Source organism: Rothia sp. HMSC071B01 (genome assembly GCF_001808945.1).
Classification (GTDB): Bacteria; Actinomycetota; Actinomycetes; order Actinomycetales; family Micrococcaceae; genus Rothia.
Genome location: NZ_KV795070.1, coordinates 251,744 through 272,151, shown reverse-complemented (window position 1 = coordinate 272,151; position 20,408 = coordinate 251,744). Strand labels below are relative to the sequence as shown.

Annotated in this window: 13 protein-coding genes; 2 read left to right on the top strand and 11 right to left on the bottom strand. The window is 60.0% G+C overall.

What is annotated here, in order from left to right:
* Positions 1-660: 660 nt before the first annotated feature.
* Positions 661-1,551, bottom strand: a complete 891-nt coding sequence (locus tag HMPREF2527_RS02700) for a fumarylacetoacetate hydrolase family protein (RefSeq protein WP_005505816.1) — start codon at positions 1,549-1,551, stop codon at positions 661-663.
* A 68-nt stretch (positions 1,552-1,619) separates the two neighbouring features.
* Positions 1,620-2,318 (bottom strand): lipoate--protein ligase family protein, encoded by a 699-nt coding sequence (locus tag HMPREF2527_RS02695; protein WP_070506180.1) that lies wholly within the window; start codon positions 2,316-2,318, stop codon positions 1,620-1,622.
* A gap of 403 nt (positions 2,319-2,721) precedes the next feature.
* Between HMPREF2527_RS02695 and HMPREF2527_RS02690 the strand changes: the two genes are divergently transcribed.
* Together HMPREF2527_RS02690 and HMPREF2527_RS02685 are read left to right on the top strand one after the other, a co-directional pair.
* Complete coding sequence (locus HMPREF2527_RS02690) at positions 2,722-4,203, top strand: anion permease (protein WP_070506178.1); 1,482 nt, start codon at positions 2,722-2,724, stop codon at positions 4,201-4,203.
* 192 nt (positions 4,204-4,395) lie between these two features.
* Positions 4,396-5,877 carry a glycoside hydrolase family 1 protein gene (locus tag HMPREF2527_RS02685; RefSeq protein ID WP_070506404.1) on the top strand — a complete coding sequence of 494 codons (1,482 nt, stop codon included), beginning with the start codon at positions 4,396-4,398 and terminating at the stop codon, positions 5,875-5,877.
* A 186-nt stretch (positions 5,878-6,063) separates the two neighbouring features.
* Here HMPREF2527_RS02685 and HMPREF2527_RS02680 read toward each other — a convergent pair whose 3' ends face one another.
* From HMPREF2527_RS02680 to nrdH, 9 genes are all read right to left on the bottom strand, one after another.
* On the bottom strand, positions 6,064-7,236 hold the full coding sequence (locus tag HMPREF2527_RS02680; RefSeq protein ID WP_070506175.1) for a GNAT family N-acetyltransferase: 1,173 nt from the start codon (positions 7,234-7,236) through the stop codon (positions 6,064-6,066).
* Positions 7,237-7,281: 45 nt separating this feature from the next.
* A complete protein-coding gene (gene uvrA / locus HMPREF2527_RS02675) occupies positions 7,282-10,170 on the bottom strand; it encodes an excinuclease ABC subunit UvrA (protein ID WP_070506174.1) in 2,889 nt (962 codons plus the stop codon).
* A 141-nt stretch (positions 10,171-10,311) separates the two neighbouring features.
* Positions 10,312-11,085 carry an MBL fold metallo-hydrolase gene (locus tag HMPREF2527_RS02670; protein WP_070506172.1) on the bottom strand — a complete coding sequence of 258 codons (774 nt, stop codon included), beginning with the start codon at positions 11,083-11,085 and terminating at the stop codon, positions 10,312-10,314.
* A 1,249-nt stretch (positions 11,086-12,334) separates the two neighbouring features.
* Entirely contained in the window at positions 12,335-14,047 is a 1,713-nt protein-coding gene (locus HMPREF2527_RS02665; protein WP_070506164.1) for a formate--tetrahydrofolate ligase, read from the bottom strand.
* A 232-nt stretch (positions 14,048-14,279) separates the two neighbouring features.
* Positions 14,280-15,329, bottom strand: coding sequence for a zinc-dependent alcohol dehydrogenase family protein (locus HMPREF2527_RS02660; protein WP_070506162.1), 1,050 nt, complete (start codon positions 15,327-15,329; stop codon positions 14,280-14,282).
* A gap of 325 nt (positions 15,330-15,654) precedes the next feature.
* Positions 15,655-16,632 carry a class 1b ribonucleoside-diphosphate reductase subunit beta gene (gene nrdF, locus HMPREF2527_RS02655; RefSeq protein ID WP_049338464.1) on the bottom strand — a complete coding sequence of 326 codons (978 nt, stop codon included), beginning with the start codon at positions 16,630-16,632 and terminating at the stop codon, positions 15,655-15,657.
* 147 nt (positions 16,633-16,779) lie between these two features.
* Positions 16,780-18,960, bottom strand: a complete 2,181-nt coding sequence (gene nrdE / locus HMPREF2527_RS02650) for a class 1b ribonucleoside-diphosphate reductase subunit alpha (RefSeq protein WP_070506160.1) — start codon at positions 18,958-18,960, stop codon at positions 16,780-16,782.
* Positions 18,933-19,463, bottom strand: a complete 531-nt coding sequence (gene nrdI, locus HMPREF2527_RS02645) for a class Ib ribonucleoside-diphosphate reductase assembly flavoprotein NrdI (protein WP_049338466.1) — start codon at positions 19,461-19,463, stop codon at positions 18,933-18,935. Before nrdI ends, nrdE begins: the two co-directional genes overlap by 28 nt.
* Positions 19,464-19,536: 73 nt before the next feature.
* Complete coding sequence (nrdH, locus tag HMPREF2527_RS02640) at positions 19,537-19,761, bottom strand: glutaredoxin-like protein NrdH (protein ID WP_070506157.1); 225 nt, start codon at positions 19,759-19,761, stop codon at positions 19,537-19,539.
* Positions 19,762-20,408 lie beyond the last annotated feature (647 nt).

The following is a 20,408-nucleotide window of genomic DNA, read 5'->3' as shown; positions in this document are numbered from 1 at the left end:
TCGTGCATTTATTGGTGTTTGAAGACGCAGAATTTGCACCGCAGTGTTTAGGCTTTACTCCTAGTCAAGCGAGGGTGATGTGAAGAAAACGAAAAATGCGCACGGGAAACTAAGCCTTAAACCTTGAAGTTCCCTGAAAGACGCGCCAAAACTCCCTGTTGAATTTCTCACACGTGACCACAATCTGGGATTCTGCACTGAGGGCAGATAGCATCTCATGCATCGGAATGAGCACCCAACCACCCCCCAAGGAGCATTTTTCAGGCAACCACCACCCCGCAAGGGCACCCCTCGCTTCACCTTATGACCCCCTCAAAACCCACTCAAAACCCTAAAATTTACGTAAAAGTTCAAAGTTTCTGTGTGTTTGACAGCGTGTAACCATGCATACGCGCCATTCCCCCACCTCAGGTGCCGAACGCAGCTCCCAGTAACGAATCCAAGCCGCCCACCGGAGGCTTTATCAATGCAAAAAAGCACTCCGCATGTGCCTTAAAAACACATGCGGAGTGCATATATATTCACCTATAGCTACCGCGGGTGCGCCCCGCAGCATATGCCAGCAGCCCCCCCCCGCGTGGGTTCACGTGGGTTCATCAGCAGTTGCTCACAGAGCCAGGGGAAACCACGGCGCCACGGGTTAGCTACAGCGCAAAATAGTTACAGCGCGCCCGCCTCCGAGCAGACATTCACCAGCTCACCAATACCCTCAATGCGGGTGCGTACCGTCTGCCCCGGCTTCAACCACTGACGCGGATGCAGCGACAAACCAACCCCTGCCGGGGTACCCGTCGCTACCAGATCACCCGGCTCCAGGGTCATAAACCGCGAAATATAGGACAGCAGCTGCGCCGGGGTAAACACCATATCCGCCGTCGTGCCGCGCTGACGCACCACACCGTCCACCTCACAGACCAGCTCCAGGCCGGCAACCGGGTCAACCTCATCGGGGCTCACAATCACCGGACCGAACGGAGTCATCGCATCCCAGTTCTTACCCTGGAACCACTCCGAAGAACGACCCTGCCAGTCACGCACCGACACATCATTCATGACCGTGTACCCCATCAGAGCCTCAAGCGCCTGCTCCTCCGTGGCATTACGCAGGCGAGCGCCCACGACCAGGCACAGCTCAACCTCCCAGTCGACCTTCGTGCTGCCGGTGCCGTCGGCGGCGGGCATGCGGATCTGCTCGCCGGGGCCAATCAGCGCGTTCGGGAACTTCGCGAACAGCGCCGGATGCTCAGGCACCTCAAGGTTCATTTCCGCGGCGTGGTCGCGGTAGTTCAGGCCGGCGCACACAATCTTGCCGGGCTTATCCAGTGGGCGAATAAAGGGTAGGGAGTTCCACAGCTCCTCGCCGTGACCCATGACGGTCGCGCCGTTCTCCTTCAGAATCGCCACGGCGTTCTTCGGGTCGCCAAAGTTCAGCCGGAACCGGCTGTAGAAATTCAGTAGCGGGCTGAGCTTCGCCGGAAGCTCGTACACGGTCTCTTCGAAGAAGCAGACCGCGCGGCTGCCCTTCGAGTCTTTAATCTGTGCCCAACGCATGGATGCTCCTTCGCTTCAGGTGGGGATATATCGAATAAGTTACGGATAAAAGTCAGAAATAAAACAACCTAGTGAAAACCGTTTTGGGCGTACACCTCAACGATGGCGTCTTCCAGGTCTTCCATGAGCAGGGCGGGGTTCGCGTCCTGCGCCGCGCCGACCGTGGCGGGGTCCAGCTCCATGCCGAGGGCACGGTACACATCCGCGGTGACCGCCCGCAGGGGTGCAGAATCAGAGACCACGATGCCGGTGCTAAACCACCAGCCGCCGGTCACCACACGCTGGGCGGTGCCGACCAGTTTAATGCGGCCGCCACCTGCGGAGGCGGGAAGCTGCGCGTGCACCGAATACTCGCCGGGGCAGTACTCCCCCGGGATTTCACCCATGCGCGCATCCACGCCGACTTCGCGTAGCGCCTGCGCGTACATGGAACCGAACAGTTCGTAGCGTAGGGTGTTGCCGCTGCGGGCGTCGGAGGCGGGCTGAAAATGGTCCACGACCAGGCACCCCTGATGGTAGGCGGCGGCATGCCCACCGACCTTGCGCACCAGCACCTCAAAGCCGTGCTCGGCGCACGCCGCGGAGGCCTCCGCGAAGCCGGGGTTCAGTTCGTCACGGCGGCCGAACGCGACCGTCGGGTTCGGCTGATACATGCGCAAGGTGGCTTCACGCTTGCCGGTTGCCACCTCGCGGAGCATCTGCACCGTCTGGTCGTGGTGAATGAGGATATCGCCGGAGTCGGGGCCGGTCTCTCGAATAATCTGCACGTTCCTATTTTACGGTTACGCCCGTCACTTACGGTGCGTGGTCGGCGGGGCGTCTCAGGAGCGGCCCGTAGGCAACCCAGGAGCAGCTCAGGGGCGGCCCAGAAGCAGTTCAAGAGGCGGCACTCCCCCGCTATGCCTCACGCCGATTCCCCCTTGAATCTGTGCAAAGTCATCGCCGACGCCCCGCAGAATCCCAGCCGCCGATACACCCGGCCATATTCACATTTTTTATACCAATTTTCTTCACTCCGTGAATCCAACCCATTACGATTAAAAGACTACGTGGCATCCCACACGTTGCCATAAGTACACAACACAGCATGACAACGCAGAAGAAACGCGCACACCGTGACGGCCCACCCGCCACGGACCAAACTGTACGTTTCACATAAGGAGTACGGACATGACACAGTCCACCAACACAGCAGCAGCCGCTGCCCCCAGCCAGGAGGTGAGCGCAGCCCGCAAACAGCGAAACAAGCTGATCCTGCACGTTGCTATCATCCTCGCAGCGACCCTCGCCATCTGGTTCGTTCCCGCCCCCGAAGGCGTTGACCCGCGCGGCATGCACATGCTCGCCATCTTCGTCGGCACCATCCTCGGCCTGATCCTGCAGCCGCTGCCGACCCCGTCCGTGGCGCTCGTCGGCCTTGGCGCCGCAATGATTACCGGCACCATGGCGGCAAAGAACGAGGCACTGACCGGCTTCGGTAACTCCTCCATCTGGATTATTGTTGCCGCATTCTTCATCGCCGACGGCTTCCTCATCACCGGCCTGGGCAAGCGCATCGCACTGCTGTTCGTGCGTGCGCTCGGCAAGTCCTCGCTCGGCCTGTCCTACGGTATGGCAATCACCGACCTGGTGCTCGCCCCCGCCACCCCCTCCAACACTGCGCGTGCCGGTGGCGTGATTTACCCGATTATCCGTTCCCTCTCCGAGGTCAACGGATCCACCAACGAAACCCCCGAATCACGCCGTAAGCTCGGCTCCTACCTGCTCATGACCGAGGCGCAGGTCAACACCATCACCTCCGCCATGTTCCTGACCGCAATGGCAGGTAATCCGCTGGCGCAGAAATTCGCGCACGACCGCGGCATCAACCTCGACTGGGGCACGTGGGCGCTCGCCGCTATCGTTCCCGGTCTTGCCGCGCTGATTGTGATGCCGTGGATCATGTCGAAGATTTACCCGCCGACCATCAAGAAGACCCCGGACGCACCCGAGCACGCCCGCCGGGAACTGCACGAAATGGGCCCCATGAGCTCCAAGGAATGGATCATGCTCAGCACCTTCGCGCTGCTGCTGATCCTGTGGATTACCGGCACTTCTATCGGTATTGACGCGACCAGCGCCGCATTCTTCGGCATCGCAATTCTGTTGGTGACTAAGGTCCTGACCTGGAAGGACATGGCGAAGAACTCCAGCGCCTGGTCCACCCTCATCTTCTTCGCCGTGCTCGTGGGCATGGCCGACCACCTCAAGAAGCTCAAGGTCGTGGACTGGATTGGCCAGCAGGCCGCCCACAGCGTCAGCGGCATGGCCTGGCCCCTGGCCTTCACCGTGCTGGTTCTGGCCTACTTCTTCATTCACTACATGTTCGCCTCGAACACCGCCCAGATCGTGGCCCTGTACGCTGTGTTCCTCGGCGCGGCCGTCGCGGCGGGTGTTCCGCCGATGTTTGCGGCGCTGTTCCTCGGCTTCATGGGTAACCTGATTGGCGGCATCACCCACTACGCCTCCGGCCCGGCCGGCGTGTACTACGGTTCCGGTTACTTCAGCGTGGGCGAATGGTTCAAGATCGGCTTCATGGCGGCTATCGTGAACCTCGTCATCTGGGGTGCGGTCGGTACCGCATGGCTGTTCGCGCTCGGCTTCGCCAACTAGTAGCGCAGGCCCCGCGGCGGCTTAGCTCAGCGTAAAAGCGCTGTAGAAAGCCCGGTGTTCTCACGTGAATTTTCGTGTGAGAACACCGGGCTTTTACGCGCCCGCTAGCTTCCTAAAACAGGGCAAATCCTAGTATTCCCCCACCCCCTCCGCTAGGGTAGAAGAAAACCCCACAACACCTTGGAGGATGCCGTGCACCAGGACCAGCACATCACCGCCCAGACTACCTCTTTGCCAAACTCCAACCCGGCGCTGACCGAGCCGCAGCCGCTCGGCGCATTCCCCGCCGGTTTCCTCTTCGGAGGCGCCACCGCCGCCAACCAGTTCGAAGGCGCCTGGAACGAAGACGGCAAGGGCCCCAGCCTGCAGGATGTGCTACCCGCCGGCGGCCTGTACCCCCGCACCGCGGAACCCACCGAGGACAACCTCAAGCTGGAAGGCATCGACTTCTACCACCGCTACCGCGAAGACATCGCCCTGCTCGCGGAGATGGGTTTCAAGGTCTTCCGCTTCTCCATCGCCTGGTCGCGTATCTTCCCTCGCGGCGACGAAGAAACCCCGAACGAGGCGGGCCTCGCCTTCTACGACCGCGTGCTCGACGAGCTCGAAAAGCACGGCATGGAACCGCTCATCACCCTCAGCCACTACGAAACCCCGCTGCACCTGGTCGAACAGTACAACGGCTGGACCAGCCGCGAACTCATCGGCTTCTACGAACGCTACGCCCGCACCGTGTTCGCCCGCTACGGCAAGCGCGTGAAGTACTGGCTGACCTTCAACGAAATCAACTCCATGCTGCACCTGCCGTTCATGTCCGGTGGCATCAACACCCCGGCGGATCAGCTCAGCGACGCCGACCTCTACCAGGCGATGCACCACGAGCTGGTCGCCTCCGCGCGCGCCACCGCTGCGGCACGCGAACTGGCACCGGGCGCACAGATCGGCTGCATGATTCTTGCCATGCCCACCTACCCGCTCACCCCCGACCCCGCCGACGTACTCGCCGCACTGCAGGCGGAGCAGGCGAACTTCGCGTTCGGTGACGTGCACGTGCGCGGCGCATACCCCGGCTACTTCCTGCGTGCCCTGCGTGAGAAGGGTGTGGAGCTGAACATCACCGAGCAGGACCGCGAGGACCTGAAGAACACTGTGGATTTCGTGTCGTTCAGCTACTACATGTCCACCTGCGCGACCGGCGACCCGGCACGAGGCGAGCGCGGCGAGGGCAACATCCTCGGTGGCGTGGCGAACCCGACCCTGCCCTCCAGCGAATGGGGCTGGCAGATCGACCCGACCGGCCTGCGCGTGGTCCTCAACCAGTATTGGGACCGCTGGCAGAAGCCGCTATTCATCGTGGAGAACGGCCTGGGCGCCCGCGACGAACTGGTTGAGGTGAACGGTGAGCTCACCGTGGAGGATGACTACCGCATCGACTACCTGCGCCAGCACCTGCGCGCGGTGCGTGAAGCCATCGAGGACGGCGTGAACGTGCTCGGCTACACCACATGGGGCTGCATCGACATGATTAGCGCCTCGACCGCGCAGATGTCCAAGCGCTACGGGTTCATCTACGTGGACCGCAACGACGATGGCTCCGGCACCCTGGAGCGCTACCGTAAGAAGTCCTTCCACTGGTACCGCGAGGTGATTGCCAGCAACGGCGCGGAGCTGTAACCTGTCAGGTTCTACCCCCGCCCCGCGAAACTAGCACGCGAAATTCACGGCGCGTGAAACTCAGGCCCCCTCGTAAGCCTGAGCCCCGCGAAACCAGCGACAAAAGGCCCCCGAGACTCTGAATCTCGGGGGCTTTTGCGCATGTCCGTTATGCCTAGCGCGGGCAAATCTAGTCTGTAAGCAAACCTAGTCCATGGGCAGGTCATTCAGACTGGTCGAGACGTACTCCCACCAGGTCGGCACCAGCCCGGCGTTCATCGCGACCCTCTGCGAGAGGATGTGCGAGGGGCTCGTACCGTAGAACGGCAGGTACCCTTCCGCCAGGGTCAGACGTGCGGCATCACGCACCAGCACGCTGGCGATGCCGGCGCCGCGCCAGGCGGGCAGCACATCGATACCGATTTGGCGCATTATCGGCGAATCGTCGCTCACACCCACGAGGGCGATAGGGTCTGCGAGCGCAGGGTCGCTCTCCCCCGCCGCGGGTACATCAGCTGCATCCTCTTCCACCGGGTATGCGGCGAGCACCAGCACATCCGGGCGGGTCACGCTAAAGCCCAGCGCGTTCGAGTAGCGCTTATCCCCGCGGAAACGCTCAATCTGCTCAGCGTCCAGCAGCTCCACGCGCAGGCGGGTTACGCGCGCCTCCGTGTCTTCCGGGTCAACCTCAAGTGCCCCCGCGGAGGCGTTTGCCTCCCTGCGGATGGTGCGCTCGCCGGTGATTTCGGCAAGCAGCGCCGCCTTCAGTTCGGCGGGGTCAACGCGGCGCATCATGCCCACACCGGGCACGGCGCACTTCACTTCCTGCGCCTGCACACCCTCGGGTACGACCGAGTTCAGCAGGGCGCGGCCGGGCGTGTAGTAGACGCTCGTGCCGCTGACCTGCAGCGTGTAGGGGGTGACCAGTTCATTGAGCTGGCGCAGCGGCGCGTAGTCACCCAGCCAGTTCGACTGATCGCCGAGCATGTAGTCGATTGCCCTGTCGAGCACGCGCGGATGCTTGGCGCAGAGAATGCCGACGCTCGCATAGTTGGCGACGCGCAACTCCCAAATGTCGTCGTTGCGGCGGCGTGCGGCACCCATCTTCTCGGAGGGCGGCTGCACGGTGGCGAGCAGCGGCAGGCTCTCGGCTTCCGGGTAGTCGCGTAGCTCTTGAAGGGCGCGGCTAATCGAGCCGGGTGCCTGGCAAAAGTCCGCCTCCAGCTGGGTGTGCAGGATGTGCCGCGCACGGTCCGCGGTGGTCACAGCGCCACGATTCACAACACCCCGGTTCACAGTGTCTCGGCGCGCGCCAAAGCCCGCAGCACCCGCAGAGCGCTCGGCTCCCGAGTTAGGTTCGGTTCCTTGAGTATCAGTCACGTAGGTTTCCTTTAGTTCAAGTTCTCGACTAGTTCAGGATCTCAACTAGCTCAAAATCTCTGCAAGGAACGCGCCGGTGTGCGAGCCCTTCACCTGAGCCACCTGCTCCGGGGTTCCTTCAGCGATGACGGTGCCGCCGCCGCTACCGCCTTCGGGGCCCATGTCGATAATCCAGTCGGCGCACTTAACCACGTCCAGGTTGTGCTCGATGGTGATGACGCTATTGCCCTTGTCCACCAGCGATTGCAGCACGGCGAGCAGCTTGCGGATGTCTTCAAAGTGCAGACCGGTGGTCGGCTCGTCCAGCACGTAGATGGAGCGACCGTTGGAGCGCTTCTGCAGTTCGGTTGCGAGCTTCACGCGCTGCGCTTCACCACCGGAGAGGGTGGTTGCGGGCTGACCCAGGCGAATGTAGCCCAGGCCCACGTCCACGAGGGTGTTCAGGTGGCGCGCAATCGGGGTGAACGCGGCGAAGAACTCTGCGGCTTCTTCCACGGGCATTTCGAGTACGTCTGCAATGGTCTTGCCCTTGTAGTGTACTTCGAGGGTTTCGCGGTTGTAGCGCTTGCCGTGGCAGGTTTCGCAGGGCACGTACACGTCCGGCAGGAAGTTCATTTCAATCTTCAGGGTGCCGTCGCCGGAGCAGTCCTCGCAGCGGCCGCCCTTGACGTTGAAGGAGAATCGGCCGGGGGTGTAGCCTCGCATTTTCGCTTCGCTGGTCTCTGCGAACAGCTTGCGGATGTGGTCGAACACGCCGGTGTAGGTGGCGGGGTTCGAGCGCGGGGTACGGCCGATGGGCGACTGGTCCACGTGAATGACCTTGTCCAGGTGTTCCAGGCCGTCGATGCTCTTGTGGCGGCCGGGTACCTGCTTGGCGCCATTGAGCTTGTTCGCCAGGGAGGTGTACAGAATGTCGTTGACGAGGGTGGATTTACCCGAGCCGGACACGCCGGTCACCGCGGTAAACACGCCCAGCGGGAAGGACGCGGTCACGTTCTTGAGGTTGTTTTCGCGGGCGCCGCGCACGGTCAGCTGGCGTTCCTTGTCCACGGAGCGGCGGGATGCGGGCACCTCAATGCTGCGGCGGCCAGCCATGTAGTCGCCGGTAATGGACTTGGTGTTCTTCAGCAACTCTTCAAAGCTGCCGGAGTGCACGATTTCGCCGCCGTGTTCGCCGGCGCCGGGTCCTACGTCCACAATCCAGTCGGCTTCGCGCATGGTGTCTTCGTCATGCTCAACCACGATAAGCGTGTTGCCCATGTCGCGCAGCTTGGTCAGGGTTTCAATGAGGCGGCGGTTATCGCGCTGGTGCAGGCCGATGGAGGGCTCGTCGAGCACGTAGAGCACGCCGACCAGGCCCGAACCAATCTGGGTTGCGAGGCGGATGCGCTGCGCCTCACCGCCGGAGAGCGTACCGGCGGAGCGTGAGAGGGTCAGATAATCCAGGCCAACGTCCAGCAGGAACTGCAGGCGCGCGTCAATTTCTTTGAGGACCTGCTCGCCAATCTTGGCTTCGCGGGCGCTGAGCTGCAGTCCGCGCACGAAAGCGAGCGCGTCAGCCAGGGACAGGTCGGTGATGTCTGCGATGGACTGGCCTCCGACCTTCACGCCGAGGATGGTCGGGTTCAGGCGCGCGCCACCGCAGGAGGGGCAGGCGACCTGGCGCATGTACTGTTCGTAGCGGTCGCGGGCGAAGTCCGATTCGGTTTCTTCGTGCTTGCGCTTGATGTACGCCTTCACGCCCTCGAACCCGGAGGTGTAGCGGCGTTCGCGGCCGAATCGGTTGCGGTAGGACACCTCAACCTTGTAGTCCTTGCCGTCCAGGATGGCGGCGCGGGTCTTGGCGGGCAGGTCCTTGAAGGGGGTGTTCAGGTCGAAGCCGAGCTCCTCCCCCAGGCCTGCGAGCAGGCGCAGCCAGTATTCGGTGGTTGCTTTGCCCTGTGACCAGGGGGCGATAGCGCCCTCGCCGAGGGTCAGGTCGGGGTTGGGTACGAGCAGTTCGGTGTCTACTTCCAGGCGCGAGCCGATGCCATCGCAGGCGCTACATGCGCCGAACGGCGAGTTGAAGGAGAAGGCGCGCGGCTCGATGGTGTCGATCTGCAGCGGGTGGTTGTTGGGGCAGGCGAGGTTTTCGCTGAAGGAGCGGGTGCGTTCGGGGTCGTCCTGCTCGCGGTCCACGAAGTCGATGAGTACGCGGCCGTCGGCGAGCTTGAGCGCGGTTTCAATGGAGTCGGTCAGGCGCTGGTGAATACCGTCCTTAATGACGATACGGTCGACGACCACATCAATGGTGTGCTTGTACTGCTTGGCGAGCTTGGGCGGGTCGGAGAGCTGCACGGTTTCGCCGTCCACGCGGGCGCGCGAATAGCCCTGGGTCAGCAGGTCCTTGAAGAGGTCGACAAACTCGCCCTTACGTGCGCTGACGACGGGCGCGAGAATCTGCAGGCGGGTGCGTTCGGGATACTCCTGCAGAATGTCCACGATCTGCTGCGGAGTCTGCTGGGTGATTTCTTCGCCGCATTCGGGGCAGTGCGGGTGGCCGATGCGCGCCCAGAGCAGACGCATGTAGTCGTAGATTTCGGTGATGGTACCGACGGTTGAGCGCGGGTTCTTGGAGGTGGACTTCTGGTCAATAGACACCGCCGGGGAGAGGCCCTCGATGAAGTCTACGTCGGGCTTGTCGACCTGTCCGAGGAACATGCGCGCGTAGGAGGACAGCGACTCAACGTAGCGGCGCTGACCTTCCGCAAAGATGGTATCGAAGGCGAGGGAGGACTTACCGGAACCGGAGAGGCCGGTGAAGACGACCATCGCATCGCGCGGGATGGTCAGGTCTACGTTCTTGAGGTTGTTTTCGCGGGCGCCCTGAACCCGGATGCTGGTCAGGTCGTTCGCTTTGAGTGCGGTGCTTCCGTGTGCCGGGCGGGGTGTCATCGAAAATCCTTTCGTCTTAATCTTCGAACTTAAATTCTACACCCTCATACCTTTCACCGGTGGGATTATGCGGCCGGTGAAGGCATGAGGGTGCAGTACTTATATGAGGCGGACTAGGAGGCGCAATTCGTCAGGCGCGGTTTACCAGCCACGGGTTCCCCACTCTTCCAGGTGGGGGCGCTCGTCGCCGAGGGTGGTGGAGCGGCCATGGCCGGGCAGTACGATGGCGTCGTCTTCAAAGCCGCCGAAGAGCTTTTCGAGCACGTTGGAGAAGAGCTCGCCGAACTGCTGCGGGGAGTCGGTCTTGCCCACGCCGCCGGGGAAGAGAGCGTCGCCGGTGAACAGCAGGGTTGCGGGAGTGCCGTCTTCCCAGGTGGTTTCGAGGGTGTAGACGATGGATCCTGGGGTGTGGCCGGGCACGTGCAGGGCGTGAATGACGGTGTCAGAGAGATAGAAGTCGAAGCTTTCGCCGCCGGTCAGCTCCTCTTCGACGGTGTAGTCTTCCTGCTCCTTAATAGCGGCTGCGTCAGCGGCGCCTGCGGAGGTGACGGCACCGGTGAGGCGGTCGAGCTCCTTAATGGCACGGATGTGGTCCCAGTGGCCGTGGGTGACCAGGATGCCGGTCAGACCGATTGCGCGGGGCTTGAGGGAGTTGAAGTCCTCGTCCCTCTCCATAACGCGCACGCGGCGTTCTTCGCCGTCTGCCAGTTCGAGCTGCGGGCAGTCGTGCAGGAGCGCGTCGAGGGTGTAGGCGTAGAGTTCTTCTGCGTCGTCTGCGGGGTCGATGAGTACCTGCTCGCCGGTGGCGCGCATGGTGATGAGGTAGACGCTGTTGTCCATCTCGGAGACGCTGAACGCACGGACGGTCAGTTCGGGGTTCTCAAAGATGAGGGTGGGTTCGGGGTAAGTAGTCATAGTTCCAGTGTAGGGGTTGTGACCGCACAGCAGGCACCTATGCGTAATACTCCCCTATCAGCGCATTCGGCGTTGAACGCGCGGGGTACATGTACGGGTTGCCTGTGCGGGATGCATGTGCGGGATGCACAGGGAACAGATTCTGGAGCACGCTCGATACAGATTGGGTTCAGCGCGGATTAGGTTCCGGCTGGATTCAGCCCGGCTGGATCCCGCCCGGCTGAGGTTCCACTGAAATTCAAAAGTTAAACAGAGAAGCGACTGCGCATCGATACACAGTCGCTTCTCATGACACCCAGGGGTATCTATCACTCACTCAAACACAAGCAACCCGAGGACTTTGGAAATCTCACGATTACTTGATGACTCAATAGTAGCGAACTTTTTGGGGGCTGTTTTACCACCCAATTTGGTACGGAGAGCCGGATTTAGTGACCCGCGCCTCATTGTAATCATTCTGTAATAAAAACAGGTGTTTTTTAGGGTATCCATACGTACCAATTTCATTTTTTTCGAGTTTTAGCGTGACTTATTTCACCCAAAATAATTTTAGAATTTCCCTCTTTTGGCACTTCGGTGCACCTTTAACTTAAGCTCCACACTCGGCAATCCCAAAGGTTCAATACCCAGTTTTAGCCCGGTATTCTGCGGAAGTAGAGGGTTAAGGTGAAAGTATCTTCAAGTACTTGCAACTTCATGAGCAGGAAAAAATGTACTGCTCACCGTTCAAAATCTGCACAATTATTCGCGCGAGGGCAAAATCAATTGGTCTGTTTTACCCCTGTAGGTACCCCCTAAAGTAGAGGTTTTATTACAAAACAATAACAATACCTCACCCAAAAGGCTCCCTAGAGCCACCCAAAAAAACATCTTTCAAAAAACAAAGTACCTAGTCAATACCATATTTTCACAAAATGCAAGACAGTGTGTCACTAAAAAATCAACCTCTATAGATTGTTTAATAAAACCTGACCTTTAAGCACAAATAGAGCCCAATTATTAACCAGCACGTACCAATTTCACCCTCAAAACAGGCGCTCTAGAAGCCTCAATGAAAGGTTGAAAGACCCCTCCACCAGGGGTTTCAGAATCCTTCACTCCCCCGTTTTCAGGTACTCTACTTCCCCTTATAATCACTACAGAGAGCACCATAGGGCACAGCAAAGGCGGCGCCCCTCCCCCGCTGTGGGGAAGGAGCGCCGCCTCCACTAGCTATAAATCAGCTGGAACAGCCGCTTTAGGACAAGCCTTAGGACAGGCCGACCATCACGCCATTCTCGTCAAAGCCGATGCGCTCAGCTGCGGGGCTCTTGCTCAAGCCCGGCATGGTGCGCATGGTGCCGCAGATAGCGTAGACGTAGCCTGCACCTGCAGCCAGGCGAACCTCGCGCACGGGCAGGGTCCAGCCGGTCGGTGCGCCCTTCAGAGTTGCATCCGAAGAGATGGACAGGTGGGTCTTCGCGATGACCACGGGCAGGTGCGAGTAGCCCAGCTCAGCGAAACGCTTCAGCTGCTTAGCGGCGGCGGGAGCAATGGAGATGCCGTCCGCGCCGTAGACCTTGGTCGCAACCTTCTCGATCTTGGTCTCGATGGAGTCCTCAAGATCGTAGGTGTACTTCAGGTCCGAAACGTCGTCACATGCCTCAGCAACCACGTCTGCCAGGTCGGTGGTGCCCTTACCGCCCTCAGCCACACCGCGGTGGATAGCGACGCGAGCGCCAGCTTCCTCAGCGATACGGCGGATAGTCTCGTGCTCGGACTCGAAGTCGGTCGGGAAGGCGTTGATTGCCACGACCGGCTGAACACCGAAGTTGCGCACAATCTCGATGTGCTTCTTCAGGTTCTCTGCGCCCTTCTCCACGTCGGAGGGGCTTTCCTGCAGCATGCCTTCGGGCAGGGGCTTGCCCGGAACGATCTTGTACAGGCCGGAGTGAGACTTCAGGGAGCGCACGGTAACGACGAGCACTGCTGCGTCGGGCTTCAGGCCGGAGACGCGGCACTTGACGTTGAAGAAACGCTCCGCACCCATGTCGGCACCGAAGCCAGCCTCGGTAATCACGTAGTCGGAGTACTCCAGGCCAACGTAGTCGGCGACCACGGAGGAGTTACCGGTTGCGATGTTGCCGAAGGGGCCCGCGTGAATCAGCGCGGGGGTGTGCTCCAGGGTCTGCAGCAGGTTCGGGTTGATGGCGTCTGCCAGGATGACAGCCATTGCGCCGTCAGCCTTCAGGTCGGCTGCGGTGACGGGCTCGCCATCGTAGTTCAGGCCGATCACGATCTTTGCCAGGCGCTCGCGCAGGTCCTTGAAGGAGGTTGCCAGCGAGAGAATCACCATGATTTCGGAGGCGCTGGTGATGTCGAAACCGGTCTGGCGGGTCACGCCGTCCATGCGTTCGCCCAGGCCCACGACGATGTTGCGCAGGGAGCGGTCGTTCATGTCGATGACTCGGCGCCACTCAATTGCGCGCGGGTCGATGCGCAGCTCGTTGCCGTGGTGCAGGTGGTTGTCGATCATTGCGGCAAGCAGGTTGTGTGCTGCGGTGACGGCGTGGAAGTCGCCGGTCAGGTGCAGGTTCAGCTTCTCCATGGGAACGATCTGGGAGTAGCCGCCGCCTGCTGCGCCGCCCTTGATGCCGAAGGTCGGGCCCATTGCGGGCTGGCGCAGCGCCAGGATTGCCTTGCGGCCGGTCTGGGCGAAGCCCTGTGCGAGGGAGACGGAGGTTGCGGTCTTACCTTCACCGAGCGGGGTGGGGGTGACTGCAGTAACCACGATGTACTTGGAGCCGCGCTTGCGGGCGGTCTCTGCGTTGGTGGTTTCGTCGAGAAGGACCTTAGCGACGTACTTGCCGTAGGGCTCAAGGCGATCTTCGCTGATGCCGTTGTCCGCTGCGATCTTGTTGATGGGCCAAAGATCGGCGGCAAGTGCGATTTCGAGGTCGGAAGGGAAAGGCTTCTTCGTCATTGTCATCCTTCGAGTTGTACGAATCATGCTCTTTTATTCTATGCCTTGGCTCACGCATTTGTCCCTCACCTCGCCGGAAGGTGGCAAATAAACTCAATTTTTAAAGCACTAATCCCCGCAACCGGTACCCTACGCTCACATGGAGTGAACAGGGTCGGTGCGGGGATCAGTAGCGCATACACGTCGGGTTGCCGGTGTAAGAAGGCACAAGAACCGACGATACGAGCGGCTATTACGGCATAGTCAGCAGAACCTTGGTGGCGGTACGCTGGTCCATTGCCTCGTAACCCTTAGCTGCCTCGTCGATGGGCAGAACCAGGTCGAACACCTTACCGGGCTCAATTTCACCCTTGTAAATCAGGTCAATGAGGGTCGGCAGGTACTTGCGCACGGGGGCGGGGCCGCCCTCCAGGTGAACCTGCTTGTCGAAGAGCTTATCGGTGCCGATGGAGCTGTCGTGCGGCACGCCCACGAAGCCGATGTAACCACCGTGGCGTACGCAACCGAGTGCCTGGTCGAAGGACTGCTGGGTACCAACAGCCTCAGCAACGCCGTGTGCGCCCACGCCGTCGGTGAGCTCCAGAACCTTGGCGATGCCCTCTTCGCCGCGCTCTTCCACGACGTGGGTTGCGCCGAATTCCTTAGCGAGCGCCTGACGTTCGGGGTTGCGGGACATGATGATGATCTTCTCCGCGCCGAGCTGCTTAGCGCCGATGACTGCGCTCAGGCCGACTGCGCCGTCGCCAATAACGACGATGGTCTTGCCGGGGCCTGCCTGCGCTGCGTCTGCTGCGTACCAGCCGGTGCCGAGCACGTCGGATGCCGCCATCAGGTGCGGGATCTGCTCTTCGGTGGGGGTTGCGGGGGTCTTGACGAGGGTGCCGTCTGCGAAGGGTACGCGGGCGTATTCTGCCTGGGTGCCGTTAGAGCGCATGCCGATGAATGTGTCGCCTGCTGCGATTGCCTTGAGGCAACGGGAGGGGTAGCCTGCGGTGCAGGTTTCGCACTCGCCGCAGGAGATGCAGAAGGAGCCTACGACGAAGTCGCCGGGGGCTACGGTGGTGACCTCGGAGCCGATTTCTACGACCTCGCCGATGTATTCGTGGCCCATTGCGCGGTGGTCGACGGGCTTTGCGTCTGCGCCGCGGTAGGGCCACAGGTCGGAGCCGCAGATGCAGGATGCTGCGAGCTTGATGATGGCGTCGGTGGGTTCGAGCAGGGTCGGCTTCTCAACTTCGTTGACGACGACCTTGCCGGGGGCTTCCATAACAACTGAACGCATGATATTCCTTTAGGGGTTGTGGGATAGTAGTCCAATAGTACGCCCCGCGCCCCGATATATCAATGATTTTTTATGCTACGGGGTGAAGGCAAAAACTCCGACAATCTGAACCCGCAAAACTGCTCCCACTCCCCCGCTTCCCCAGCGCTTCCACACCAGGTTAAACCGGGGAATCCTGGACATCCCGGCACGTTGAATAGCCCGGTTAAACGGCGGAACCCCCGCGCATCCATAGTGGATACGCGGGGGTTCCGCTCGGTTTATCTCAGCCTGATATCTCGCAGCGAGAAGGGGCTTAGAAGTCCCAAGCCTAGAAGTTTCAGCCTTAGAAGTCCCAGTCCTCGTCCTCGGTGTTCACAGCCTTACCAATCACGTAGGAAGAGCCGGAACCGGAGAAGAAGTCGTGGTTCTCATCAGCGTTCGGGGACAGCGCCGACAGGATCGCCGGAGACACATTAGTCACAGACGCCGGGAACATCGGCTCGTAGCCCAGGTTCATCAGAGCCTTGTTAGCGTTGTAGTGCAGGAACTTCTTAACGTCCTCACTCCAACCCACACCGTCATACAGGGAGTGGGTGTACGCCACCTCGTTCTCGTACAGTTCGTACAGCAGGTTGAAGGTGTACTCCTTCAGCTCTGCCTGACGCTCAGCGGACTCCTTCGCCAGGCCTTGCTGGAACTTGTAGCCAATGTAGTAGCCGTGCACTGCCTCGTCACGAATAATCAGACGAATCAGGTCAGCGGTGTTGGTCAGCTTCGCGTGCGAAGACCAGTACATAGGCAGGTAGAAGCCCGAGTAGAACAGGAAGGACTCCAGTAGGGTGGAGGCAACCTTCTTCTTCAGCGGGTCGTCACCGGTGTAGTAGGACAGAACGATCTTCGCCTTCTTCTGCAGGTGCTCATTCTCAGAAGCCCAGCGGAATGCCTCGTCAATCTCCTTGGTGGAGGCGAGGGTCGAGAAGATCGAGGAGTACGACTTTGCGTGCACGGACTCCATGAACGCAATGTTGGTGTACACGGCCTCTTCGTGCGCGGTCACAGCGTCCGGCAGCAGGGACACTGCACCGACAGTACCCTGGATGGTGTCCAGCAGGGTCAGACCGGTGAAGACGCGCATGGTCAGCTGCTTCTCTTCCTCGGTCAGGGTCTTCCAGGAGGGCACGTCGTTGCTCAGCGGCACCTTCTCCGGCAGCCAGAAGTTACCGGTCAGACGATCCCAAACCTCAAGGTCCTTCTCGTCCTCAATACGGTTCCAGTTGATAGCCTCAACCACGTGGTCGACGAGCTTCACCTTTTCGCTCATTAGTAATTCTCCGATTCTTAAGGGGCGGTTACGGTCCCACGCGCGCCCAGCCAGTCGCGCAGGCGGTTTGCGTGTTCACCGTAACCGCCCCTTCCAGTCTTTAGTTATAGTGTGCCAGCTCAGGCTGAATGCGTCACAGCATTCGGGCTAGAGCATGCAGGATACGCAGCCTTCAACCTCGGTGCCTTCAAGAGCCATCTGACGCAGACGGATGTAGTAGATGGTCTTGATGCCCTTACGCCATGCGTAAATCTGGGCGCGGTTGATATCGCGGGTGGTTGCGGTATCGCGGAAGAAGAGGGTCAGCGACAGGCCCTGGTCCACGTGCTGGGTTGCTACAGCGTAGGTGTCGATGATCTTCTCGTAACCAATTTCGTAGGAGTCCTGGTAGTAGTCCAGGTTCTCGTTGGTCATGTACGGCGCCGGGTAGTAGACGCGGCCGAGCTTGCCTTCCTTACGGATCTCAATCTTCGAAGCGATCGGGTGAATCGAAGAGGTCGAGCCGTTGATGTAGGAGATGGAGCCGGTCGGCGGAACAGCCTGCAGGTTCTGGTTGTACATGCCGTACTGTGCCACGTCAGCAGCCAGCTGAATCCACTCTTCACGGGTGGGGATGTGGTGCTTAGCGAACAGTTCGCGGGTACGCTCAGTCTGCGGTTCCCATTCCTTCTCGATGTACTTGGCGAAGAACTCACCGGATGCGTACTTCGAGTTCTCGAAGCCCTCGAAACGCTGGCCGCGTTCCTTAGCAATCTGCATGGAGGTGCGGATTGCGTGGTAGGCGACGGTGTAGAAGTACATGTTGGTGAAGTCCAGCGCTTCTTCGGAACCGTAGTAGACGTGCTCGCGTGCCAGGTAGCCGTGCAGGTTCATCTGGCCCAGACCCACGGCGTGGCTCATGTTGTTGCCGCGCTCGATGGAGGGTACGGAGCGGATGTCGGACTGGTCGGAGACGGAGGTCAGCGAACGAATCGCGGTTTCCACGGTCTTGCCGAAGTCTTCGCCGTCCATGGTCAGTGCAATGTTCAGCGAACCGAGGTTGCAGGAGATGTCCTTACCGACGGTCTCGTAGCCGAGGTCAGCGTGGTAGGTGGACGGCTCAGAAACCTGCAGAATCTCGGAGCACAGGTTGGACATGATGACCTTACCGGCGATGGGGTTCGCGCGGTTGACGGTGTCTTCGAACATCACGTACGGGTAGCCGGACTCGAACTGGATCTCTGCGATGGTCTGGAAGAACTCACGCGCGTTGATCTTGGTCTTGGTGATGCGTGCATCGTCGACCATCTCGTAGTACTTCTCGGAGACGTTGATGTCGGAGAAGGGCACGCCGTAGATGCGTTCCACATCGTACGGGGAGAAGAGGTACATGTCCTCGTTCTTCTTCGCCAGCTCGAAGGTGATGTCGGGGATGACAACGCCCAGGGAGAGGGTCTTGATGCGGATCTTCTCGTCAGCGTTCTCACGCTTGGTGTCCAGGAAGGCGTAGATGTCGGGGTGGTGTGCGTGCAGGTACACGGCACCGGCACCCTGACGTGCGCCGAGCTGGTTTGCGTAGGAGAAGGCGTCTTCCAGCAGCTTCATGACGGGGATAACGCCCGAGGACTGGTTCTCAATCTTCTTAATGGGCGCACCGGACTCGCGCAGGTTGGTCAGGGCGAATGCCACGCCGCCGCCGCGCTTGGAGAGCTGCAGTGCAGAGTTGATGGAGCGACCGATGGACTCCATGTTATCTTCCATGCGCAACAGGAAGCAGGAGACGAGCTCGCCGCGCTGCTTCTTACCTGCGTTGAGGAAGGTCGGGGTTGCCGGCTGGAAACGGCCGGAGATGATCTCGTCGACGATGTCTTCGGCGAGCTTCTCGTTGCCTTCTGCCAGCAGCAGTGCGACCATGCAGACGCGGTCTTCGAAACGCTCCAGGTAGCGCTGACCGTCGAAGGTCTTGAGCGCGTAGGAGGTGTAGAACTTGAAGGCACCCAGGAAGGTCGGGAAGCGGAACTTCACGGCGTAGGCGCGCTTGAACAGGTTCTTAATGAACTGGAAGTTGTACTTGTCGAAGAGTTCCGGCTCGTAGTACTGGTTCTCGATCAGGTACTCGATCTTCTCTTCCAGGTCGTGGAAGAAGACGGTGTTGTTGTTGACGTGCTGCAGGAAGTACTGTCGTGCCGCCTGACGGTCTGCATCGAACTGAATCTGGCCGTTCTCATCGTAGAGGTTCAGCAGTGCGTTCAGCTCGTGGTAGCTCATACCCTTGAACTTCTCGGGCACGCTCTTGCCGCTGTGGCCCGCACCGAGAGTTTCTAGTGCTGAGGGCAGTTTTGCGTCCAAAATGCTTCCAATCCTTCGTTGACTTTTTCTACATCTGAATCGGTGCCCATGAGCTCAAACTTGAAGAGCACCGGTACGTCGCACTTCTTGGCGACAATGTCTGCCGCGATACCGAAGAGCGGACCAAAGTTGGTGTTGCCGGAGCCAATCACACCGAGCATGTGGTGGCGATTCTGCTCCACGTTCAGGAATTTAACCACCTGCGGGGGAACGTTACCGGCGCCTTCAGGCTTGCCGTAGGTGGGGACGATGAGCACGAACGGCTCATCAAGAATGAGGGTGTCTTCGCCGGTGCGCAGCGGCAGGCGGAGGCGGCGGGCACGGATCTTCTCCACGAACTTGTGGGTGTTACCGGAGATGGAGGAGAAGTACACGATGAGTGGCGCTGTGTCGTCCAGTCCGACCTCGGTCGCTCGACCCTCGGAGGCGTTGCGTGCATCCAGAAGGATCTTGCGGATTTCTGCGTGCTCGTCGACGGGGTTGGGCGTGAGGGCGGTACTCAACGTGTACTCCTTATCTCGTGTGCCGGTGTGAGGTCGTGCCGATTTTTCCGTTTGTACGGGTTCGGCAGGGTTGTTAGGCTGCCAGAGCGTTGATCTTGTCGGGCTGGAAGCCGGACCAGTGCTCGTCACCTGCAATGACAACGGGTGCCTGCATGTAGCCGAGGGACTTGACCATTTCGAGGGCCTGAGCGTCTTCGGTGATATCAACCTTGACGTAGCTGATACCCTTCGCGTCGAGGGCGCGGTAGGTCATGTTGCACTGGACGCACTGGGGCTTGGTGTACACGGTCACTACCATGGGAGTGCCTCTTACTTTCTCCCGCTCAGGCGGGGTTATCTCGTGAATGAATCTGGCGTGTTTCGTTTGTGGTTCACCACGTGTTGTTTACGGCGGGCGCGGTGCCGTCCGCTGCCCCTTCTAGTGGGGTGTGGCGGCTTCCTGCGCTGGGGCAGGGCGGTCAAAAGTGCCGTAGTGGTGGAACCGAGTATTAATACTACATCTAGTGTCGAGATTTTTCTTCACCACAAGATGATGTGGTGCAAGGGTCGTGTTTCGTTCGATAAACCCACAGCTGAACCCACTTAAGAGGGGGTGCCTACAGCTTATCCACACCCTACCGCGAGGCTAGTTCGTTGGATTTTCGCGGGGTGCGCCGGGTTATCCACAGGTGGGGTTTAAGTTGGTCAGGATTTTTAAGGGTTCATTCGCCCGCCAAGTTGAGGTTCAGTTAACCTCATGTATGCTTTCGGGGGCATAAAACCCGGCAGGTTCGGGCTTGATTTTAAAGAGATCTTCGCTCTCACGCGTTCTTGCGCGGAACGGCGCGGTTTTAAAGCAGAACGGACTTTCTTAAAGACGAGGGTTAACCCCCTTCGAGCGGCTTTAAGCTATGTGATTAAAGCTGTAGAAAAGATTTTTAACTCTTTTCCAGTAACCGGTGTGTC